Source organism: Corticibacter populi (assembly GCF_004217315.1).
Classification (GTDB): Bacteria; Pseudomonadota; Gammaproteobacteria; order Burkholderiales; family Burkholderiaceae_C; genus Lampropedia; species Lampropedia populi.
In genome coordinates this window covers 1-19,478 of the sequence record NZ_SGWR01000004.1, presented here as the reverse complement: position 1 = coordinate 19,478, position 19,478 = coordinate 1, and the positions used below count along the sequence as shown (strand labels likewise).

Sequence of the window (19,478 nt, the reverse complement as noted above, 5' to 3'; positions counted from 1 at the left end):
CGGGGAGTATATCGCCCAGCCACTCTCCGCGCCGCCATGGCTTCCAAGCCGGGCAGGCATGGCGGCAGTCCTCCGACACGCGTGGATCGACACCGGTGAACCCACGCGCGAATCGGCTCAATATTCCCAGAAGATGCGCTGCAGTTCCTTGGTGTCCTGCGTCTTGGTCAGCGCCACGGCAGCCAGGATGCGGGCCTTCTGCGGGTTCAGGTCATGCGCGACGACCCAGTCGTACTTGTCGTCGGGTTGCTCGGCATTGCGCAGCACGAAACCGGCCGGCACGCGCGACGAACGCACGATGATGGTGCCTTTCTCGCTCAGCTCGGTCAGCTTGGGCACGATGCGGTTGGGCACCGAGCCGTTGCCGGTGCCGGCATGCACGATGGCCTTCACGCCCGAAGCACCCAGCGCCTCGACCACGGTGGGCGCGACGTTGCCGTAGCTGTAGGCGATCTCGACGGCAGGCAGTTCGCTGATCTCGTCGATGTTGAACTCGCTGCCGGTGGTATGGCGCTTGATGGGGGCGCGGAACCAGTAGTTCCTGCCTTCGACAACCATGCCCAGCGGCCCCCATTGGCTGACGAAGGCGCCGGTCTTGATGTTGATGAGCTTGGCGACATCGCGGGCGGTGTGGATCTCGTCGTTCATGACGACCAGCGCGCCCTTGCCGGCGGCATCGCCGCTGGCGGCCACGCCGATGGCATTGAGCAGGTTGAGCGCGCCATCGGCGGAGATGGCGGTGCCCGGCCGCATCGAGCCGACCAGCACGATGGGCTTGTCGGTCTGCACCACGAGGTTGAGGAAGAAGCCGGTCTCCTCCATCGTGTCGGTGCCGTGGGTGACGACGATGCCGTCGACGTCCGCCTGCTTGGCCAGTTCGGAGACCCGCTTGGCCAGCGTCAGCAGTTCGGCGTTGGTGAAGCTCTCGGAGGCGATCTGGAACACCTGCTCGCCCGTCACGCGGGCCACTTCCTGCACCTCGGGCAAGCCCGCCAGCAGTTGCTCGACCGGCACCTTGGCGGCCGTGTAGGAGGCGCTGTTCATGGCTGAAGCACCGGCGCCGGCAATGGTGCCCCCGGTGGCCAGCACCACCACATGGCGCTGCGCCGCCTTCTGGATGGCCGCCTGCGCGGCCGCCGCGGCGGTGGCGGTGGCGGCGTCCTGCGCCTGTGCGGCCAGTGTCGGCATGGTCAGTGCGATGCCGCACAGCAAGGTCTGGAATGTGCGTTTCATGGGTTCTCTCCCTCCGTCTTGGATCATCAAACAAAAAGAGGCCGCCAAGCGGGCTCCAGACACCTTAGCGAATGGACACGCCATCGCCTACCCGGGTCAATACGGATCGATGCCGAGAGCGGCGGCGCCCCGCAGGCGTGGCCGGAGATTCCTTGACGATTGGACACGCTTGAATCAGCATGCAACCGGCTTCCAGCCAGCTTGCGGTGACACCAACCGGGCAAGCAAGAAGCGTGCGCAGCGGCGCATCCGCTATATTGACCACCTCTGCGCTTCACCGCCGTGCCATGCCGTCCATCTACCAGCTCAAACCCCGGTTCCAGAATCTGCTGCGCCCGCTGGTGCGCCGCATCCACGCTGCGGGCGGCACCGCCAATCAGGTCACGCTGCTGGCGGCGCTGCTGTCGATCGCACTCGGAGCCTGCCTGGCCTGGTGGCCACAGCAGCCTTGGCTGTTCGCGCTGGTGCCGCTGTGGATGTTCGTGCGCATGGCGCTCAATGCCGTCGACGGCATGCTGGCGCGCGAATTCAGCCAGCGCTCGCGCCTGGGCGCCTATCTCAACGAACTCTGCGATGTGCTCGCCGATGCCGCCCTCTTCCTGCCGTTCGCCCTGCTGCCAGGGCTGGGGCCGGCCGGTGCGGCGCTGGTGGTCGGTGTGGTGATACTGGCGATCGTCAGCGAGTATGCGGGCGTGCTGGGGTTGATGGCGGGTGCCAGCCGGCGCTACGACGGTCCCATGGGCAAGAGCGACCGCGCCTTCGTGTTCGGTGCGCTGGCATTGGCCTATGCGCTGGGCTGGTGGCGGCCCGAGTGGCAAAGCGGCCTGATGGCCGTGCTGGCAGCGCTGCTGGTCTACACCTGTGTCAACCGCGTTCGCGCCGGTCTGCGGGAGGCGTCCGGACAGGGCTCTTGAGAACGCGCCGTCGGTGCGGCCTAGTGCGCCGCTTCGATGGCGAGGGCCGCGACCAGTTCGATCAGGCGTTCGTCGGTGCCCAACGCCGGCGCCAGCTCGAAGGCGATGCCCGCGTAGCGCCCGCCCAGTTCCTGCTGCAGCCGCGGCAGGTCCTGCCGGGCGTGCAGGCCCATGCCGATGAAGACGGGATACAGCACCACGCGCCGGATGGACGGCTGCTCGCGCAGCAGGGCCTCGGTGGCAGCAAAGACGTCGGGCTCGCTCAGTTCGAGGTAGGCGCAGGCCACCGGCCGCTGCGGCTCGCGGGCCGCGATGGCCTGCGCCATGCGCTGCATGGGTTCGTGCCAGACGGGATCGCGCGAGCCGTGCCCGAGCAAGATGATGGCGGTGATGGCGGTGCTGAAGACGGGGACGGTCATGCAGGCTCCAATGGCTCGCGATCAAGGCAGCCCTTCACTGCCGCCGCACCATGCGGTTGAAAATGCCCAGTGCCAGCAGCGTGTAGAGCAGCGGCGGCACCGCTGCCGTCAGCAGCGGCGACCAGTTGCGGATGTTGCCCATGTAGCCCAGCACGTTGTTGAGCAGCAGGTAGCTGATGCCGGTGAGAATGCCGATGAACACATAGCCCATGATGCCGCCCGAGCGGAAATGCAGATAGGCAAAGGGCAGCGCCAGCAGCATCATCACCAGGCAACCCAGCGGGTAGAACACCTTGCGCCACAGTTCCAGCTCGTAGCGCTGGGCCGACTGGCCGTTGGCCTTGAGGTGGGCGACATAGTTGAAAAGCTGCAGCGTCGACATGCCGTCGGGCTTGAGGATGGCCGCGTTGACCATCTCGGCGCTGATGTCCGTCGGCCACTGCATCTGCGGATGCTGCTCGATACGGATCGCGTGGATGCCGGCGGTTGCCGTTGCCGTAGCGCCAGCCTCTTCTGCGGACGATGCCTGAAAGACCTCCTCGCTGGCCTGGTGCAGGGTCCAGGCGCCATCGCCCAGGTCGGCGCTTTGCGCGCGGATCTGACTTTGCAGCCGGCCATCGGCGGCAAAATGGAAGATGCGCACGCCATCAACCGTGCGGCCATCGGGCTTCATGGCCGAAACGCTCAGAATGATCGAATCATCGCCCTGGCGCTCGCGCAGCCAGGCGCCGCTGCCGCCACCTGCGACGATCTGGCCAAGGTGCCGCGCACGCATCAGCTGCGCGGTACGCTCGCCCCAGGGAGCCAGATAGTCGCCCACCACGAAAGTCAGGGCGGTGAAGGCCAGCCCCAGCGCCAGGAGAATGCTCAGCGCCCGGCCCGGCCCCAGGCCGCCAGTGCGCAGGATGGTGAACTGCGAGGTCTGCGCATAGCGCGCCATCACGAACACCGCACCGATCAGCACGCAAATGGGCAGCAGTTCATAGACATGCATCGGTGCCGACAGCAGCAGGTGCACCAACACGTCGGTGACGCCGTAGGAGTCGATGCCGGTACGGCTGACGAAACGGCTTTCGCTGATCAGGTCGAAAAACATCAGCAGCGCCAGAAAGGCAACCGTAGCCATAGCGACCGCTGCGGCGATCTCCTGCTGCAGCATGCGCGTGACGATCTTCATGCGGCCACCCCCCGCTTGAACAGCCGCCTGGGCGACCATTGGTAGTGCCGCGCCATCAGCCACACCAGCGCCAGCAGCAGAATGCCGCCGTGCAGCAGCGCCAGCAGGGCAGGCGCGGAGACCTTGCCACGCCCCACCCAGCTCTGCCCCAGCGTCAACAGGTTGAAGTAGACGACGAACACCAGCAGCGCAGTGACAATGTGACCCATGCGGCTCGACCGTGGATTGGCACTGGTGAGCGCCAACGCCAGCACCACGTAGTTGATGGCGGCAAACACCAGGCCCAGGCGCCAAACCAGTTCTGCGGCGTTGGCATTGTCGGCGCTCTGCTCCAGCAGCGACAGGGTCGGGGTCGAGCGCACGGTGGCCCCCGGCGAGCCGACCGGATCACGTTGCAGTTGCACCTCGTAACGCTCGAATTCGCTCACCCGCACGCCAGGGTCGGGGGCGCGCAGCTGTTCGACGCGCTGGCCCTGCTCAAGCACCGCCCAGGTCTGACCATCGGCCCGGTGGTCGAGCCGGGCCTGGCGCGCCGTGGTCACGGCACTCTTGTCGGCCTCCTCGGTGGCCAGGAAGATCTGCCGCGCAGACTCCAGCGTGCTGCTGTCACGGTCGACGAAAAACACGCTGTCGCCGCTGGAGGAAACCTGGAATTCGCCGGGCGCGACACGGTCGATGTCGCTGCGCTGCTGGAACTGGTAGCGCAACTCGAGGATCTGCGCCTGCGACCAGGGCCAGCCCAGCAGCGACAGCGCGGCGATGGCCACCAGCAGCGGCCAGGCAAAGCGCGCCAGCGGACGCAGCAGGCGGGCAATGCCCAGCCCGCTGGCGAACCAGATCACCATCTCGCTGTCCTGGTACATGCGCGCGAGCGTGCCGATGATGGCCACGAACATGCTCAGGCTCAGCACGATGGGCAGGTAGCCCAGCACCGTGTAGCCCATCACCAGCATAATATCGGAGGGACTGACCGAGCCCTTGCTGGCCTGTCCGAGGGTACGGATCAGCATCAGCGTGATGACCACCGTCAGCAGCACGATCAGCGTGCCGACGAAACTGCGGCCCAGCTCCTTGCGCAGGGATGCGTCGAATAACATGGTCTCTAAAATCGGGACTAGGCTTTAAACCGGAAGGAATGCGTCAATGACGACAACGCTCGAACTCAAGAATCTGAACCTGCAGACCGCCGCCGCCGAAAAGGCCGACCTGCTGCTGCTGCTGCTGCCCAGGCAGGCGGGCGCGGCCAAAGTCGGCAAGACCGCACGGGCCGCCAAGACCGGTGGTGCGGCGGCGCTGCTCGACGCCATCGCCGCCGCCGAAGCCGCCAAGGACATCGACCGCAGCAAGGCTGCCCAGACGCTGGAACTCTACAGTGTCGCACAAGTTGCCGCGCGCCGCGTCGTGCTGGTCACCTCCGGGGAAGGCTCTGGCCCCGAGCTGCGCAAGGCCCTGCAGGCTGCCAGCGGCGCCCTGCGCCAGGAGAGCATCCAGAAGGCCATCGTGCTGAGTCTGCACGATGGCCTCAGCGACGCCGCCGTGCATGCGCTGGTGCTGGGCCTGGCCGACGCTGCCTACCAATACACCGCCACGCTCTCCAAGGCCAAGCCGCTGGCGCTGCAAAGCATCACCATCGGCATGCCCGATGCAGCCGCCGTGCAGCCCGCCTTCGAGGCGGCCGAAGGCATTGCCGCGGGCGTTGCACTGGCGCGCGAATGGGGCAACCGCCCGGCCAACCTGGCCACGCCCGCCGCACTCGCCGAGGTGGCGCGCGGCCTGGCCAAGGCCAAGGGCGTGCGCGTCAAGGTCCACGGGCTGCGCGAGATCGAACGCCTGAAGATGGGCGCCTTCCTGGCCGTCGCGCAGGGCTCGGTGCAGGAGCCGCAGTTCATCGAGTTGCACTACCAGGGCGCCGCCAAGGGCGAAGCGCCGGTCGTGCTGGTCGGCAAGGGCGTGACCTTCGATACCGGCGGCATCTCCATTAAACCGGCCGCCGGCATGGATGAGATGAAGTTCGACATGTGCGGTGCCGCCAGCGTGCTGGGCGTGTTCCAGGCCCTGATCCGGCTGCAGCCGAAAATCAACGTCGTCGGCCTGATCCCGGCCACCGAGAACATGCCCGGCGGCAAGGCCATCAAGCCCGGCGACGTGGTTACCAGCCTGAGCGGGCAGACCATCGAGATACTCAACACCGATGCCGAAGGGCGACTGATCCTGTGCGATGCGCTCAGCTATGCCGACCGCTTCAAGCCCCGCACCGTGATCGATATCGCCACACTCACCGGAGCCTGCGTGGTCGCGCTGGGCCATGTTCGCAGCGGCCTCTATGCCACCGAGGACGCGCTGGCCGAGGCGCTGCTGCAGGCCGGCGAAGCCACTCAGGACCCGGGCTGGCGCCTGCCGCTCGATGATGAGTACGGCACCGGTCTCAAAAGCAACTTTGCCGACATGGCCAATGTGGCCGGCCGCGATGGCGGCTCGATCACCGCGGCAAAATTCCTGCAACGCTTCGTTGGTGATTGGCCCTGGGCACACTTGGACATCGCCGGCACGGCCTGGAAAAGTGGTGCTGCGAAAGGTGCGACCGGCCGCCCGGTCGGGCTGCTGACCCGGTATCTGCTCGGCCTGGCCGCACAGTCCGCGGCGAACAAGGCGGCCGCAGTTCCTGCCCAACCGGCGGCACGCACCACGGGTCGCACCGCACGCGGGAAATAAGCCAAACACGCAAGCAGGTGGCTGCGGAGGCGGCAGCTCCACCGAACCGGCCGGCAGGCCGCATGAACGGAGGCCGCAGCCGGAAAAACCGCGTATTGGCGGCCCTGGCGACGCATCAGGCGCCGCCAGGGCTTGGCTGGCAAGGCTTTGACAGGCCCCATATATAGTGTTCACCACTCGGCAGGACACTAGATGTAGCGTTTGACACCGTACCGCCGGGTTCTCTTGTGGTACCATCAAGTCCCTGTTTCAAGGGACTTCGTGCGGCTGCTTCCATGCCGCGTGCAAGCCTTGTTTAGCGTTGTTTTCACAAGGAGATTCACCATGAACGTCACGGTCTACACCAAGCCTTCTTGCGTCCAATGCACGGCCACCTACCGCGCACTGGACCGCCAAGGCGTTGCCTACGAGGTGGTGGACCTGACCGAGGATGCCGCCGCACTGGAGAAGGTGCGCGCACTGGGCTACCAGCAGGCACCGGTGGTGATCGCCGGGGACGACCATTGGTCGGGCTTTCGTCCCGACAAGATCAGCGCGCTGACCGCCATCGCCTGAGCCTCCATCATCATGTTGATGGCAGGGCTGCGCATATGCTGGTCTATTTCTCGACGCCTTCTGAAAACACCCACCGCTTCGTCCTGAAGCTGGGCCTGCCGGCGCAGCGCATCCCGCTGCGGGCGGAGGAGGCTGCCAGCTTTGTCGTGACCGAGCCTTATGTCCTGCTGGTGCCCACCTATGGAGGCGGCAACGTCAAGGGCGCGGTGCCCAAGCAGGTCATCCAGTTTCTCAATGTGCCGGCCAACCGGGCCTTGCTGCGCGGTGTGATCGCCTCGGGCAACACCAATTTCGGCGAAGCCTATTGCCTAGCTGGCACGATCATTGCACAAAAGTGCCAGGTCCCCTTCCTGTACCGCTTCGAGTTGCTGGGCACGCCCGATGACGTGACCCGGGTGCGCGAAGGCGTGCTGGATTTCTGGCGGCAGCAGGGCCTCACACCGCCCGTTCCCGAGATTCCAACGCAGACCGGCATCCATCTCGGCCAGCCCTTGATGGCAGGCTGAGCAGACCGACTTTCGACCCGAGGGCGCAGCCTGCCGACACTGGCAGCCCGTGCCTGACTGATCAACCCCATTGCCACATTCACCATGCCTTCCGCCACCGTCCACGCCCTGCGCCCCGCCTCACCAGCCCAGACCACCAAGCCGGTCGCCAAGCCCCAGTTCACCCCCGAGACCGCCAATCTGGACTACCACGCGCTCAACGCGATGCTGAACCTGTACGGTCCGAACGGCGAGATCCAACTCGACAAGGACCGCCTGGCGGCGCGCCAATACTTCCTGCAGCACGTCAACCAGAACACGGTGTTCTTCCACAATCTCGATGAGAAGCTGGAATACCTGGTCGAGAAGGGCTACTACGAGGGAGGGGTGCTGGAGCAGTACAACAAGGCGTTCCTGCATCGGCTCTGGGACGCGGCGTATGCGCACAAGTTCCGCTTTCCCACCTTTCTCGGCGCCTTCAAGTACTACACCTCGTACACCCTCAAGACCTTCGACGGCAAGCGCTACCTGGAGCGCTATGAAGACCGCGTCTGCATGGTGGCGCTGTCGCTGGCGCGCGGCAACGAACAGCTGGCGCTGGACCTGATGGACGAGATCATCTCCGGACGCTTCCAGCCGGCCACGCCCACCTTCCTCAACTGCGGCAAGAAGCAGCGCGGCGAACTGGTCTCGTGCTTTCTGCTGCGCATCGAGGACAACATGGAGTCGATCGGCCGCTCGATCAACTCGGCGCTGCAGCTCTCCAAGCGCGGCGGTGGCGTGGCCTTCCTGCTCTCGAACATCCGCGAACATGGCGCGCCGATCAAGCACATCGAGAACCAGTCCTCGGGCGTGATCCCGATCATGAAGCTGCTCGAGGACGCCTTCAGCTACGCCAACCAGCTCGGCGCGCGCCAGGGTGCCGGCGCCGTCTACCTCAACGCACACCACCCGGACATCCTGCGCTTTCTCGACACCAAGCGCGAGAACGCCGACGAGAAGATCCGCATCAAGACGCTCTCGCTGGGCGTGGTGATCCCGGACATCACGTTCGAACTCGCCAAGAACAACGAGGACATGTACCTGTTCTCGCCCTATGACGTCGAGCGCATCTACGGCGTGCCGATGGCCGACATCTCGATCACCGAGAAATACCGCGAGATGGTCGACAACCCCGGCATTCGCAAGAAGAAGATCAATGCGCGCGAATTCTTCCAGACGCTCGCGGAAATCCAGTTCGAGTCCGGCTACCCCTACCTGATGTTCGAGGACACGGTCAACCGCGCCAACCCGATCAAGGGCCGCATCAACATGAGCAACCTGTGCTCGGAAATCCTGCAGGTCAACGCGCCGTCGGTCTACGATGAGGACCTCGGCTATGAATCCATCGGCAAGGACATCTCCTGCAACCTGGGCTCGCTCAACATCGCCAAGACCATGGATTCACCCGACTTCGCCAAGACGGTGGAGACGGCCATCCGCGGTCTCTCGGCCGTCTCGGAGATGAGCGACATCCAGTCCGTGCCCTCGATCGCCAAGGGCAATCACGACTCCCACGCCATCGGGCTGGGCCAGATGAACCTGCATGGCTACCTGGCCCGCGAGAAGGTGTTCTACGGCAGCGAGGAAGGCATCGAATTCACCGACCTGTACTTCTACACCATCACCTACCACGCCCTGCGCGCCTCCAACCGCATCGCCATCGAGACCGGCCACACATTCAAGGGCTTCGAGGACTCCAAGTACGCCAGCGGCGAGTACTTCGACAAGTACATCTTCCAGAAGTGGGAGCCCAAGACGCCGAAGGTGCGCGAACTGTTCGAGAAGGCCGGCATCGCGCTGCCCAGCCAGGACGACTGGAAGGCCTTGAAGGCCTCGGTGCAAAAGCACGGCATCTACAACCAGAACCTGCAGGCCGTGCCGCCCACCGGCTCGATCTCCTACATCAACAACTCGACCTCGAGCATCCACCCGATCGTGGCCAAGATCGAGATCCGCAAAGAGGGCAAGGTCGGCCGCGTGTACTACCCTGCACCCTACCTGTCCCAGGACAATCTGGAGTACTACCAGGATGCCTACGAGATCGGCCCCGACAAGATCATCGACACCTACGCCGCCGCCACCAAGCACGTCGACCAAGGCCTGTCGCTGACGCTGTTCTTCCGCGACACCGCCACCACCCGCGACGTCAACCGGGCGCAGATCTACGCCTGGCGCAAAGGCATCAAGACCGTCTACTACATCCGCCTGCGCCAGGCGGCGCTGGAAGGCACCGAGGTCGAGGGCTGCGTCTCGTGCACGCTGTGATGGTGCCCGTTTTCTGAAAAGCCCAACCCGTTGAGGAGCCACCATGCCATCCGTGCGCAAGAACGAAGCCGCCAGCCGCTACGACCTGCTGCTCGATGATGGCAGGGTCGCCGGCTTTGCCGACTATGTGGTGCGTGGCGACACCGAGGTGGCGCTGACCCACACCAAGGTGCAGCCGCAGTACGAAGGGCGGGGCCTGGCCAGCCTGCTGGCCAAGACCGCGCTGGCGGACATCCAGGCCAGCGGCCACTGCGTGGTGCCCGAGTGTCCCTTCATGCAGGCCTACATCGCGCGCAAGCCCGAGTGGCAGCCCCTGCTCTGCCCCGTCTGACCGATTCCATTCATCGCCCCGGCCCGGCCGGCGGCTTCGTGTTCTGCCCCAACAAGAGACTTGCCATGTCCATCCCACTGTTCAACGAGCCCACGCTGCTGCCCAACATGGTCCAGGCCATCAACTGGAACCGTATCGAGGACGAGAAGGATCTGGAGGTGTGGAACCGCCTGACCTCCAACTTCTGGCTGCCCGAGAAGGTGCCGCTCTCCAACGACATTCCATCCTGGGCCACCCTGACGCCGCAGGAACAGCAGCTGACCATCCGCGTCTTCACCGGCCTGACCCTGCTCGATACGGTGCAGAACACCGTGGGCGCGCTCAGTCTGATCCAGGACGCCGTCACGCCCCATGAGGAAGCGGTGTACACCAACATCTCCTTCATGGAGGCGGTGCACGCCAAGAGCTACAGCTCGATCTTCTCGACGCTGTGTCAGATGAAGGACGTGGACGAGGCCTTCCGCTGGAGCCTGGAGAACGAATACCTGCAGAACAAGGCCAAGATCGTCATCGGCCACTACCGCGGCGACGATCCGCTGATGCGCAAGGTCGCCAGCGTGTTCCTCGAATCCTTCCTGTTCTATTCGGGCTTCTACCTGCCGATGTACTGGTCGAGCCGCGCCAAGCTCACCAACACCGCCGACCTGATCCGCCTCATCATCCGTGACGAGGCCGTGCACGGCTACTACATCGGCTACAAGTTCCAGCAGGGCTACAACAAGGCCGACCCGCAGCGCCAGGAAGAGATCAAGGCCTATGCCTACGAACTGCTGCACGACCTCTACGACAACGAAGTCAAGTACACCGAGGACCTGTACGACGCCGTCGGCTGGACCGAGGACGTCAAGAAGTTCCTGCACTACAACGCCAACAAGGCGCTGATGAACCTGGGCTTCGAAGCCTTGTTCCCCAGCAGCATGACGGACGTGAACCCCGCCATCCTGGCCGCGCTCTCGCCCAGTGCCGACGAAAACCACGACTTCTTCTCGGGTTCGGGCTCATCCTACGTGATCGGCAAGGCCGAAGCCACCGCCGACGAAGACTGGGCGTTCTGACATTCCAGCCGATGCAGGCCGGCTGCGGCAGGCCTGCACGCTCCAGCAGCTCGGCGGCCCGACGACCTGAAGTCACTGGCAAGCAGCCAGCGACCTTCTGCATCGTGCCCGGCACGGCAAAGACACTGAACCGGCCTCCCCAGGCTGTCAGGGTCGCTTGGCACGGCCTTCACAATGCGCTCGTTCGGTTTCGATCCAGTCGGCGCGCTCACGCAGCGGCTCGCAAACGTCGGTTTGGCGTTCACCACTGCGCAGACAATCCGCCTTCACCAGCGCCAACTTCGCCTGGCTGCTGCGCCGTTCCTCCAACTCGCAGGCGCCGCGGCCGGCCTCCGCCCGCCCCTGCGGCGGTACCGCCGTCCAGCCACGCCATTGCCACCAGGGTGAAAACCGGGCGTCCCGGTCCACGCGGATGCCGCTGATTCGGCCATCCAGCGCGGGAAAGGCGGCCAGCATGCTGGCCGCCACCAACGCCGGATCGGCCAGGCGCGGCAATGCGAGGTCGCAATCCATGGTTCCCGCGCGAAGGCCCGGAGGCAGCAGCCGCAACACGCCATAGATGCGGGTGCGGTCGGTCGCCAGTTCCTTGACCATGCGCCCGCGCTCTCCGGGCACGAGCGCCAGCCCCGCAAGCCGGTAGCGCGTATCGCGCAGCGCCTTCGCGGGCTGCAGTTCGACTTCGCCCGACGTCGCGCCACCGCCCATGAAAAGCATGCGAAATGCCGAAGAGGGAAACAGCGCCTGCATCTCAAGATGACAGCGCCCCGACGATGACGTTGGCTGTATCGGCCCCCACCCCGGGATCCCGCCATCATCAACCAGTTGCAGTTGCGCGGTGCGCGGCAGCATCTCGACCGCGAGTTCTGCATGACCGATGCGCAACGTGGCCGGTACACTGGCCGGAACGGCGTCAACCGTCGGGAACCGCGCCAGCGCCTCGAAGCCGGCCTGCACCGCAGCGAGCCGGTCGCCACCGACGCTGCCGCCGGCGGCAATCGCCATCGCTTTGTCCTGGAACCGGTAGTAGCTGGGCACCTCCTCGATCTGGCTATGGCTGCCGTGGCGGCTCACCACACGGTAGCGAATGTTGCGACCGCTGATGGCCATGAAGGGATGGAGCGCATCCACCAGCGCCTGTTGCGTGGCGGCATCGTCTTGGCGTAGCGCGAGCATGATGTGGGTTGAGCGGTAGCCCAGGAGCTTGTCGATGCCATGGCGCAGACCTGCCTCGTCTGGAAACGTCAGGACGGCACCGCCCATCGCCGCCGTGGCCGCCACCGCGGCCACGGCCTGTGGCCACACGGCCTCACGGGCGTCGCGCGGCTGGCCTGGGCCAATGCGCCACAGTGCCTGCATGCCTCTGCACAGCCATACCACGACAACCAAGGCGATCAGCGCCACGATGGGCGCCCACAGCAAAATCAGAAATAGACGCAGCAAGCCCATAGATGATCAGGCCGGCCTTGGCCGCATCGGTGCAGCTGGTGGCGCTTCAGGCGTCGGCCGCCTGCCAAGCCGCAATCGCATCGATTGCCAGACCATAGCCTGCCACGCCGAAGCCGCACATCACCGCCCTGGCCGCGGCCGAGAGATAGGAGTGCTGGCGGAACGGCTCGCGCGCATGCACGTTGCTGATGTGCAGTTCGACCAGCGGCACGCCGGTGGCCTTGATGGCATCGAGCAGCGCCACGCTGGTGTGCGTATAGGCGGCCGCATTCAGCACCACGCCGGCAAGCTGGCTCTCGCGGTGCAGCGCGCCGGCCTCGTGGATCCAGTCCACCAGTGTGCCTTCGTGATTGCTCTGGTGAAAGCGCAAGGCCAGCCCGTGCCGGCTGGCATGCTGCTGGCAGAGTGCCTCCACATCAGTCAGCGTGTGGTGGCCGTAGATGTGCGGCTCGCGGGTGCCCAGCAGGTTCAGATTGGGCCCGTTGAGCACGAAAACCGTGGCTGTTGCCATCGCCATGTCCTGTCGATTGTCGATCTTGTCGATTGCTTAGTCTTGCCGACGACGCCTGCGCCATCACTTGCGCGGCAGGCGCTGGATCAGGCTGGAGGTGTCCCAGCGGTTGCCGCCGAGCTGCTGCACCTCGCCGTAGAACTGATCGACCAGCGCCGTCACGGGCACGGCCGAGCCATTGCGCCGCGACTCCTCGAGCACCAGGCCGAGATCCTTGCGCATCCAGTCCACCGCAAAGCCGAACCCGAACTCGCTGCGAGCCATGGTGAGCGCCCGGTTTTCCATCTGCCAGCTCTGCGCTGCGCCCTTGCTGATGACGGAGACCACGGTGGGAATGTCCAACCCGGCATTCTGCGCAAAGGCAATGGCCTCCGAGAGGCCTTGCACGACACCGGCGATGCAGATCTGGTTGACCATCTTGGTGAGTTGGCCGGCGCCCACCGGTCCCATCAGCGTGAAGGCGCGCGCGAAGGCCGCCACCACGGGCGCGACGGCATCGAAAACGGTCTGCTGGCCGCCGCACATCACCGTCAGCTGACCGTTCTGTGCACCGGCCTGGCCGCCCGAGACCGGCGCATCAAGAAAATGCAGGCCCAGTTCGGTGGCATGGAAATCGAGTTCGCGCGCCACGTCGGCCGAGGCGGTGGTGTGGTCCACATAGATCGCCCCGGCCTTCATGCCAGCGAAGGCGCCCTGCTCACCGAGCGTGACCTGGCGCAGGTCATCGTCATTGCCGACACAGCCGAGCACGATGTCTGCGCCCTGCGCAGCCTCGCGGGGCGTGGCCGCATGACGCACGCTGGCACCACACGCGGCAAACTCCGCAGCCCACTGCTGCGCCTTGGCGGCGGTGCGGTTGTAGACCGTGACCGTGTGGCCTGCGGCGGCCAGGTGGCCGGCCATCGGATGGCCCATCACGCCCAGGCCGATGAAGGCCAGCTGGCGCGGTGGCGTGGGCTCGTAGCTGCGCGGATGGATGGAGGATGTGGTGGTGGTCGTGTTCATGAGGAAGGACGGAAGGTAATCGGTCAGACGATGGCCATGTGCTCGGTGCCGGCAGCCAGATCCTGCGAACGCGCCCGCGTGCTGTGCAGCTTGATGTGCAACCGCAGGTCGTTGAGCGAATCGGCGTTGCGCAGCGCATCCTCGTAGCTGATGACGTTGGCCTCGAAGAGATCGAAAAGCGCCTGGTCAAAGGTCTGCATGCCCTGGTTCCGGCTGGTCTTCATGGTCTCCTTGAGCTCGGCGACCTCGCCCTTGAAGATCAGGTCCGACACGCGCGGGGTATTGACCAGCACCTCCACGGCGGCGATCCGGCCCTTGCCATCCTGCTTGGGAATGAGGCGCTGCGAGATCATGGCGCGCAGGTTCAGCGACACATCCATCAGCAGCTGTGCGCGCCGCTCCTCGGGGAAGAAGTTGATGACACGGTCGAGCGCCTGGTTGGCACTATTGGCATGCAGGGTGGCCAGGCACAGGTGACCGGTTTCGGAGAAGGCGATGGCATGCTCCATGGTTTCGCGGTCGCGGATCTCGCCCATCAGGATGACGTCGGGTGCTTGGCGCAGCGAGTTCTTCAGCGCCGCCTCCCAGGAATCGGTATCGAGCCCGACCTCGCGCTGGGTCACCACGCAGTTCTTGTGCGCATGCACGAACTCGACTGGGTCCTCGATGGTGACGATGTGCCCGAACGAATGCTCGTTGCGCCAGTCGACCATGGCCGCCAGCGAGGTCGATTTGCCCGAACCCGTCGCACCCACCACGATGCACAGGCCGCGCTTGGCCATGACCACATCCTTGAGCACCTGCGGCAGGCCCAACCCGTCGATGGTCGGCAGCGTCAGCGGAATGACGCGCAGCACCATGCCGACCTGACCCTGCTGGATGAAGACATTGACGCGAAAGCGGCCGATGCCCGCCGGCGAGATGGCGAAATTCGCCTCCTTGGTGCGCTCGAACTCGGCGGCCTGCTTGTCGCTCATGATCGAGCGCGCCAGCGCATGCGTGTGCGCTGCGGTGAGCGGCTGCGGTGAGACCTTGGATATCTTGCCGTCGACCTTGATGGCCGGCGGAAAGTCGGCGGTGATGAACAAGTCGCTGCCATTGCGGCTGATCATCAGCCGCAGCAGATCGTTGATGAATTTACTGGCCTGATCTCGCTCCATGCTCTCGCTCCCTGTTCATCTGGCGGTCCCGCGCCGCCGCCGCGGCGCCCCTTGTTGCCTCACGCATTCAGCTTGGCACTGACGACGCGCAGCCGCACCGACAGCTTGCGCGCCAGCATCAGCATCAGGCGCGCCGCCAGATGCGGCTCATTGTGCATCATTTCGTCCAGTCCCTCGCTGGTGAGCACCGCCAGCTCGCATTCGGTCAAGCTCAGGCAGGAGGAAAAGCGCATGCCATGGTCAAGCAGCGACATCTCGCCGAGCAGGTCGCCCTCGCCCGCCTCGGCCATGCGCAGTGGCTCACCCGTCGGCCCGCTGCGCTCGACCGCCATCACACCGCCGAGCAGCACCAGCATGAAATCGCCATATTCGCCCTGCTGGATCAGCTCGCGGTTGGGCGCAACCGTCACGAACTCCATGAAAAGGCCCAGCGTGGCCAGTTGCTGCCGCTCGAAAGGCTGCGACGGCCCCTGGCGTGCCCAGGCCGCCTGCAGCAAGCCGATGCCCTTGTCGCGCCCGAGCCGCCTGGCGCCGAGCTCGGCGCTGCGCGCCTGCCACGGGATCACCACGCCGGGCTCCGCCCCGTGCATGTTCAGCACCGAGGAAAACAGCGCCGACTCGGAAAAACCGGGCGCCAATCCGTCCGCCGGCGCCGACGCCGGCTCGGCCGGCACCGGCCGGTGTGGCAATTGTCTCGGGCGCCATGGCCACCGCATGCCGAAGCCGCCTTCAGACCGGGAAGTTGTCCGGCACCTTGGCCTTCAGGCGCGCATCGCGGGCACTGATCACATTGCGCCGCACCAGCTCGGCCAGATTCTGGTCGAGCGTCTGCATGCCCTGGCTCTGGCTGGTCTGGATGGTCGAATACATTTGCGCCACCTTGGCCTCGCGGATCAGGTTGCGGATAGCCGGCGTGCCCAGCATGATCTCGTGCGCCGCTACGCGGCCGCTGCCATCCTTGGTCTTCAGCAGGGTCTGCGAAATCACCGCCTCGAGCGACTCGGAGAGCATGGCACGCACCATGTCCTTTTCCTCGGCGGGGAAGACGTCGATGATCCGGTCGATGGTCTTGGCGGCGCTGGACGTATGCAGCGTGCCGAACACCAAGTGGCCCGTCTCGGCCGCGGTCATGGCCAGGCGAATGGTCTCAAGGTCGCGCATTTCGCCCACCAGGATGGCGTCCGGGTCCTCCCGCAGCGCCGAGCGCAGCGCCGCAGAGAAGGAATGTGTCATCGGCCCGACCTCGCGCTGGTTGACCAGGCACTTCTTCGATTCGTGCACGAACTCGATCGGGTCCTCCACCGTGAGGATGTGACCGTATTCGGTCTCGTTGAGGTGGTTGATCATGGCCGCCAGCGTGGTGGACTTGCCCGAGCCGGTCGGACCGGTCACCAGCACCAGACCGCGCGGTTTGAGCGCCAGGTCGGCAAAGATCTTCGGGGCATTGAGCTGCTCGAGCGTCAGCACCTTGCTCGGAATGGTCCGGAACACCGCGGCCGCACCGCGGTTCTGGTTGAAGGCGTTGACCCGGAAACGCGCCAACCCATCGATTTCGAACGAGAAGTCGACCTCCAGAAATTCCTCGTAGGTCTTGCGCTGGGCGTCGCTCATGATGTCATAGACCATGGCATGCACCGTCTTGTGATCGAGCGGCGGCACATTGATGCGCCGTACATCGCCATTGACGCGGATCATCGGCGGCAGGCCGGCCGAAAGGTGCAGGTCCGACGCCTTGTTTTTGACACTGAATGCGAGAAGCTGGGTAATGTCCACGGTAACACCGCCTGTCAATTTGCAACGAATGACGGCAATTATCACCTCTGCCACACCGGGTCACAACCGCCGCGACCACGGTCGGCCGCAAGCGCACGAGCCCGGCCCACCGCTTCCTGCGCAGGATCCGGCGAAAAAAAACGGCCCGCAGGCCGTTCTTGGCGTGGCAGCGAGCCACGCGCTTACTGGTTGCCCAGTGCCGCCGAGGTCGCCGGATCGAGACGTCCGGTCACCGGCAAGCCCTGGTCGTCCTGGAACTCGCGCAGCGCGGTAGCGGTGCGTTGCCCCATCTTGCCATCAGCCGTGCCGGCATCGTAGCCGAGCTCGTTCAACACCTGCTGGGCCTTGCGCAGCGTCATGCGCGGGCCCTGGCTGCCGGCGTATGTCTGCGACGGCGCAGCGCCACCATCGACGCCCAGCCGGCCGCCACCGCCCAGGCCCTGGCCCTGCACGCTTTGCGCGCGGTACTCGCGCAGCGACAGCACCATCTGGTTGTAGGCGTCCATGAAGGCCGCGGCAATCAGCTTGCCCTGCGGCGTGCGACTATAGCCTCCCAGGCCGCCGCCTGCGGAGCCGCCAAGCAAGGCGCCAAAGCCGCCGATGTCGGTCTTGGAGGCACTGCCCTCGGAAGCGGAAACCTGCACGCCGGAACGGTTGTCGACCAGCGTCAGCATCGCCGAGGCCTGGCGTGTCTGCGTGTTGGCCCCGACAGCGGCCAGCGCACGGCCGCTGCCGCCGCCGATCAGGCCACCGAGCGCGCCGGCAATGCCGCCAGTGTTGTCGGAGCTGAAAATGATCTCCGGTGACAGCGCATAGTCAGAGGCCACCACCTGGCCGCGCCCGAAATTGCTTCCGGCGCGCATTTCTCCGCCTTGCATCAGTGCGCGCTCACGGTTCATTGCATCCATGCCGGCGGCACTGCGTTCGACCACCACGAAACAGTTCGACTGCTGTACCAGCAGACGCAGCAGATTGGCCGTCGGTGGCAAACGGTATTCGTTGCGCAGGATGGTGTACCAACCCGCGCTCTGGTTCTCCACCAGCGAGATCGTGCCCAGCGGTGCCGCGCAGCGTTCGAGCTCGCCACTGGCATTGGTCGAGGCGCTGCCGGCGGCACTGCCGGTGGCCACGGTCTTGGCGCCAGCATCGCCCATGCGAATGCCGGTGGTCTCGCAGCCGGCCAGCAGCAGGGCCGTGGAAGCCAAGGCTCCCAAAATGATGGTATTGCGCATTCTCTTCTCTCCTCTTGGGATGCTGGTGGTATCAGTGTCGGTTGAACAAAAAGGCACCTGTCGCGCCGCGGCGACCGGGCAGCCTCTGGAAAACAGGCGCTGCAATGGCCCCGTCGGCCACGAACGCGTCCCATCTCTCATCTCAACGGCGCGATTGTATTCAGCCTGTGTCATTCCGCAAGCAATTGCTGTGGCCGACCGCACCGGATACGCCAGACGTGGCCTGCCATCCACACAGCGCCGGCCTCGGCCTCAGCGCCAACCGGCCAACAAAAAGCCTGCGCGAAGGCAGGCCTTTTGCTTGTGAAAAGCGTCACAAATGCGGTGATGCCAGCGCCGGTGTGTGCTGGCAAACGGCAGTGCATAGGCCCGGTCGGGTTCTGCGGCGGCGCGTCTGCCACAGGGCGCCAGACGGGTCTGCCGGTGGCAAGTGGCGGTGGGCCGACTTGCTTCCATGTGTCCGATTGTGCGCCAACGCACACAGAAGATTCTGCTTTGCTTGTTGCGGAATACCAAAATCGCAGAAATAATTACTGTCAAATAGAAAATATAAAGGAAATTTATTCATGGATCGCGTCGACAAGAGAATTTTGGCCGAATTGCAGAAGAACTCCCGCGCCAGTCTGCAGGAGATCGGCCAGGCCGTCGGCCTCAGCGCCACGCCATGTTGGAGTCGCATCCGCAAGATGGAGGAAAGCGGCGTCATCACCGGCTACAGCGTGCGCCTGAGCCCGCAGGCCCTGGGCCTCGGCGACACGGTGCTGATCCAAGTCACCCTGGACAGTCATTCCGACAACACGCTGGAGAAATTCGGCGAGGTGCTGGCCACCATCCCGGAGGTGATCGAGGCCCATCTGGTGTCCGGCGACTACGACTACCTGCTGCGCGTGGTGGTCAAGGACACGCGGGACTACGAGCGCTTTCTGCGCGAGCGGCTCTACACCATCAAAGGCATCCGCCACAGCCGCTCCAGCTTTGTGCTGCGCACATTGAAGGCAGCAGACCTGCCCCTGTCGATGTGAATCACTTAGTTGCGCCGGCTTGGCTCAGCCCTTTGGGTAGGGTGTTATCCGGCATATCAGCAAAGCGAAACCCCCCACAGGGACGACCTGAGGGGGGTTTTCAATAGGAGCCTGACGATGACCTACTTTCACACGGGAATC

General features: G+C 65.1%; 19 protein-coding genes. 8 read left to right on the top strand and 11 right to left on the bottom strand.

Features of this window, described 5'->3' with window-relative positions:
* Positions 1–117: 117 nt before the first annotated feature.
* Positions 118–1,188, bottom strand: a complete 1,071-nt coding sequence (locus tag EV687_RS14235; protein ID WP_242612689.1) for a type II asparaginase — start codon at positions 1,186–1,188, stop codon at positions 118–120.
* 332 nt (positions 1,189–1,520) lie between these two features.
* Here EV687_RS14235 and EV687_RS14230 point away from each other — a divergent pair, with 332 nt between their 5' ends.
* On the top strand, positions 1,521–2,147 hold the full coding sequence (locus EV687_RS14230) for a CDP-alcohol phosphatidyltransferase family protein (RefSeq protein WP_122229784.1): 627 nt from the start codon (positions 1,521–1,523) through the stop codon (positions 2,145–2,147).
* 20 nt (positions 2,148–2,167) lie between these two features.
* Here EV687_RS14230 and EV687_RS14225 read toward each other — a convergent pair whose 3' ends face one another.
* The 3 genes from EV687_RS14225 to lptF are packed head-to-tail and all read right to left on the bottom strand — an operon-like array spanning position 2,168 to position 4,840.
* Positions 2,168–2,566: a sirohydrochlorin chelatase gene (locus tag EV687_RS14225; protein ID WP_122229786.1), complete on the bottom strand. Its 399-nt coding sequence runs from the start codon at positions 2,564–2,566 to the stop codon at positions 2,168–2,170.
* 34 nt (positions 2,567–2,600) lie between these two features.
* Entirely contained in the window at positions 2,601–3,743 is a 1,143-nt protein-coding gene (gene lptG, locus EV687_RS14220; protein ID WP_122229788.1) for an LPS export ABC transporter permease LptG, read from the bottom strand.
* Positions 3,740–4,840, bottom strand: a complete 1,101-nt coding sequence (gene lptF, locus EV687_RS14215; RefSeq protein ID WP_122229790.1) for an LPS export ABC transporter permease LptF — start codon at positions 4,838–4,840, stop codon at positions 3,740–3,742. Before lptF ends, lptG begins: the two co-directional genes overlap by 4 nt.
* 46 nt (positions 4,841–4,886) lie before the next feature.
* On the opposite strand from lptF, the gene EV687_RS14210 reads away from it, so the two are divergent.
* The 6 genes from EV687_RS14210 (at position 4,887) to nrdF (ending at position 11,188) form a co-directional block, all read left to right on the top strand.
* Positions 4,887–6,455, top strand: a complete 1,569-nt coding sequence (locus EV687_RS14210) for a leucyl aminopeptidase (RefSeq protein ID WP_122229792.1) — start codon at positions 4,887–4,889, stop codon at positions 6,453–6,455.
* A gap of 324 nt (positions 6,456–6,779) precedes the next feature.
* The gene (gene nrdH / locus EV687_RS14205; RefSeq protein ID WP_122229794.1) at positions 6,780–7,010 is read left to right on the top strand and encodes a glutaredoxin-like protein NrdH; all 231 of its coding nucleotides are present in this window, start codon (positions 6,780–6,782) and stop codon (positions 7,008–7,010) included.
* A 35-nt stretch (positions 7,011–7,045) separates the two neighbouring features.
* A complete protein-coding gene (nrdI, locus tag EV687_RS14200) occupies positions 7,046–7,516 on the top strand; it encodes a class Ib ribonucleoside-diphosphate reductase assembly flavoprotein NrdI (protein WP_122229796.1) in 471 nt (156 codons plus the stop codon).
* Positions 7,517–7,600: 84 nt separating this feature from the next.
* The gene (nrdE, locus tag EV687_RS14195) at positions 7,601–9,802 is read left to right on the top strand and encodes a class 1b ribonucleoside-diphosphate reductase subunit alpha (protein WP_122229798.1); all 2,202 of its coding nucleotides are present in this window, start codon (positions 7,601–7,603) and stop codon (positions 9,800–9,802) included.
* Positions 9,803–9,845: 43 nt separating this feature from the next.
* Positions 9,846–10,133: a GNAT family N-acetyltransferase gene (locus tag EV687_RS14190; protein ID WP_122229800.1), complete on the top strand. Its 288-nt coding sequence runs from the start codon at positions 9,846–9,848 to the stop codon at positions 10,131–10,133.
* A gap of 65 nt (positions 10,134–10,198) precedes the next feature.
* Positions 10,199–11,188: a class 1b ribonucleoside-diphosphate reductase subunit beta gene (gene nrdF, locus EV687_RS14185; RefSeq protein WP_341273267.1), complete on the top strand. Its 990-nt coding sequence runs from the start codon at positions 10,199–10,201 to the stop codon at positions 11,186–11,188.
* A 147-nt stretch (positions 11,189–11,335) separates the two neighbouring features.
* Here the strand turns inward: nrdF and EV687_RS14180 are convergent, their stop codons facing one another.
* The 7 genes from EV687_RS14180 to EV687_RS14150 form a co-directional block, all read right to left on the bottom strand.
* Positions 11,336–12,589, bottom strand: coding sequence for a hypothetical protein (locus tag EV687_RS14180; protein WP_242612658.1), 1,254 nt, complete (start codon positions 12,587–12,589; stop codon positions 11,336–11,338).
* Positions 12,590–12,680: 91 nt separating this feature from the next.
* Entirely contained in the window at positions 12,681–13,145 is a 465-nt protein-coding gene (aroQ, locus tag EV687_RS14175) for a type II 3-dehydroquinate dehydratase (RefSeq protein ID WP_122229958.1), read from the bottom strand.
* 63 nt (positions 13,146–13,208) lie between these two features.
* On the bottom strand, positions 13,209–14,150 hold the full coding sequence (locus tag EV687_RS14170) for an NAD(P)-dependent oxidoreductase (RefSeq protein WP_122229803.1): 942 nt from the start codon (positions 14,148–14,150) through the stop codon (positions 13,209–13,211).
* A gap of 23 nt (positions 14,151–14,173) precedes the next feature.
* Positions 14,174–15,310, bottom strand: a complete 1,137-nt coding sequence (locus EV687_RS14165) for a PilT/PilU family type 4a pilus ATPase (protein WP_122229805.1) — start codon at positions 15,308–15,310, stop codon at positions 14,174–14,176.
* 59 nt (positions 15,311–15,369) lie between these two features.
* Positions 15,370–16,026, bottom strand: coding sequence for a cyclic nucleotide-binding domain-containing protein (locus tag EV687_RS14160; RefSeq protein ID WP_122229807.1), 657 nt, complete (start codon positions 16,024–16,026; stop codon positions 15,370–15,372).
* A gap of 13 nt (positions 16,027–16,039) precedes the next feature.
* On the bottom strand, positions 16,040–17,083 hold the full coding sequence (locus tag EV687_RS14155) for a type IV pilus twitching motility protein PilT (protein ID WP_122229809.1): 1,044 nt from the start codon (positions 17,081–17,083) through the stop codon (positions 16,040–16,042).
* A gap of 182 nt (positions 17,084–17,265) precedes the next feature.
* Complete coding sequence (locus EV687_RS14150; protein WP_122229811.1) at positions 17,266–18,315, bottom strand: peptidoglycan-binding protein; 1,050 nt, start codon at positions 18,313–18,315, stop codon at positions 17,266–17,268.
* A 566-nt stretch (positions 18,316–18,881) separates the two neighbouring features.
* Here EV687_RS14150 and EV687_RS14145 point away from each other — a divergent pair.
* Positions 18,882–19,337, top strand: coding sequence for an Lrp/AsnC family transcriptional regulator (locus EV687_RS14145; protein ID WP_122229813.1), 456 nt, complete (start codon positions 18,882–18,884; stop codon positions 19,335–19,337).
* The last annotated feature ends 141 nt before the right edge of the window (positions 19,338–19,478 follow it).

What these genes read in the sequence shown, in the direction of transcription:
- EV687_RS14165 (WP_122229805.1), bottom strand. Translation starts at nt 15,310, where the DNA reads ATGGAGCGAGATCAGGCCAGTAAATTCATCAACGATCTGCTGCGGCTG.
- nrdE (WP_122229798.1), top strand. Translation starts at nt 7,601, where the DNA reads ATGCCTTCCGCCACCGTCCACGCCCTGCGCCCCGCCTCACCAGCCCAG.
- EV687_RS14190 (WP_122229800.1), top strand. Translation starts at nt 9,846, where the DNA reads ATGCCATCCGTGCGCAAGAACGAAGCCGCCAGCCGCTACGACCTGCTG.
- EV687_RS14225 (WP_122229786.1), bottom strand. Translation starts at nt 2,566, where the DNA reads ATGACCGTCCCCGTCTTCAGCACCGCCATCACCGCCATCATCTTGCTC.
- EV687_RS14210 (WP_122229792.1), top strand. Translation starts at nt 4,887, where the DNA reads ATGACGACAACGCTCGAACTCAAGAATCTGAACCTGCAGACCGCCGCC.
- EV687_RS14230 (WP_122229784.1), top strand. Translation starts at nt 1,521, where the DNA reads ATGCCGTCCATCTACCAGCTCAAACCCCGGTTCCAGAATCTGCTGCGC.
- lptG (WP_122229788.1), bottom strand. Translation starts at nt 3,743, where the DNA reads ATGAAGATCGTCACGCGCATGCTGCAGCAGGAGATCGCCGCAGCGGTC.
- nrdI (WP_122229796.1), top strand. Translation starts at nt 7,046, where the DNA reads ATGCTGGTCTATTTCTCGACGCCTTCTGAAAACACCCACCGCTTCGTC.
- aroQ (WP_122229958.1), bottom strand. Translation starts at nt 13,145, where the DNA reads ATGGCAACAGCCACGGTTTTCGTGCTCAACGGGCCCAATCTGAACCTG.
- nrdH (WP_122229794.1), top strand. Translation starts at nt 6,780, where the DNA reads ATGAACGTCACGGTCTACACCAAGCCTTCTTGCGTCCAATGCACGGCC.
- EV687_RS14150 (WP_122229811.1), bottom strand. Translation starts at nt 18,315, where the DNA reads ATGCGCAATACCATCATTTTGGGAGCCTTGGCTTCCACGGCCCTGCTG.
- EV687_RS14145 (WP_122229813.1), top strand. Translation starts at nt 18,882, where the DNA reads ATGGATCGCGTCGACAAGAGAATTTTGGCCGAATTGCAGAAGAACTCC.
- nrdF (WP_341273267.1), top strand. Translation starts at nt 10,199, where the DNA reads ATGTCCATCCCACTGTTCAACGAGCCCACGCTGCTGCCCAACATGGTC.
- lptF (WP_122229790.1), bottom strand. Translation starts at nt 4,840, where the DNA reads ATGTTATTCGACGCATCCCTGCGCAAGGAGCTGGGCCGCAGTTTCGTC.
- EV687_RS14170 (WP_122229803.1), bottom strand. Translation starts at nt 14,150, where the DNA reads ATGAACACGACCACCACCACATCCTCCATCCATCCGCGCAGCTACGAG.
- EV687_RS14160 (WP_122229807.1), bottom strand. Translation starts at nt 16,026, where the DNA reads ATGCGGTGGCCATGGCGCCCGAGACAATTGCCACACCGGCCGGTGCCG.
- EV687_RS14235 (WP_242612689.1), bottom strand. Translation starts at nt 1,188, where the DNA reads ATGCCGACACTGGCCGCACAGGCGCAGGACGCCGCCACCGCCACCGCC.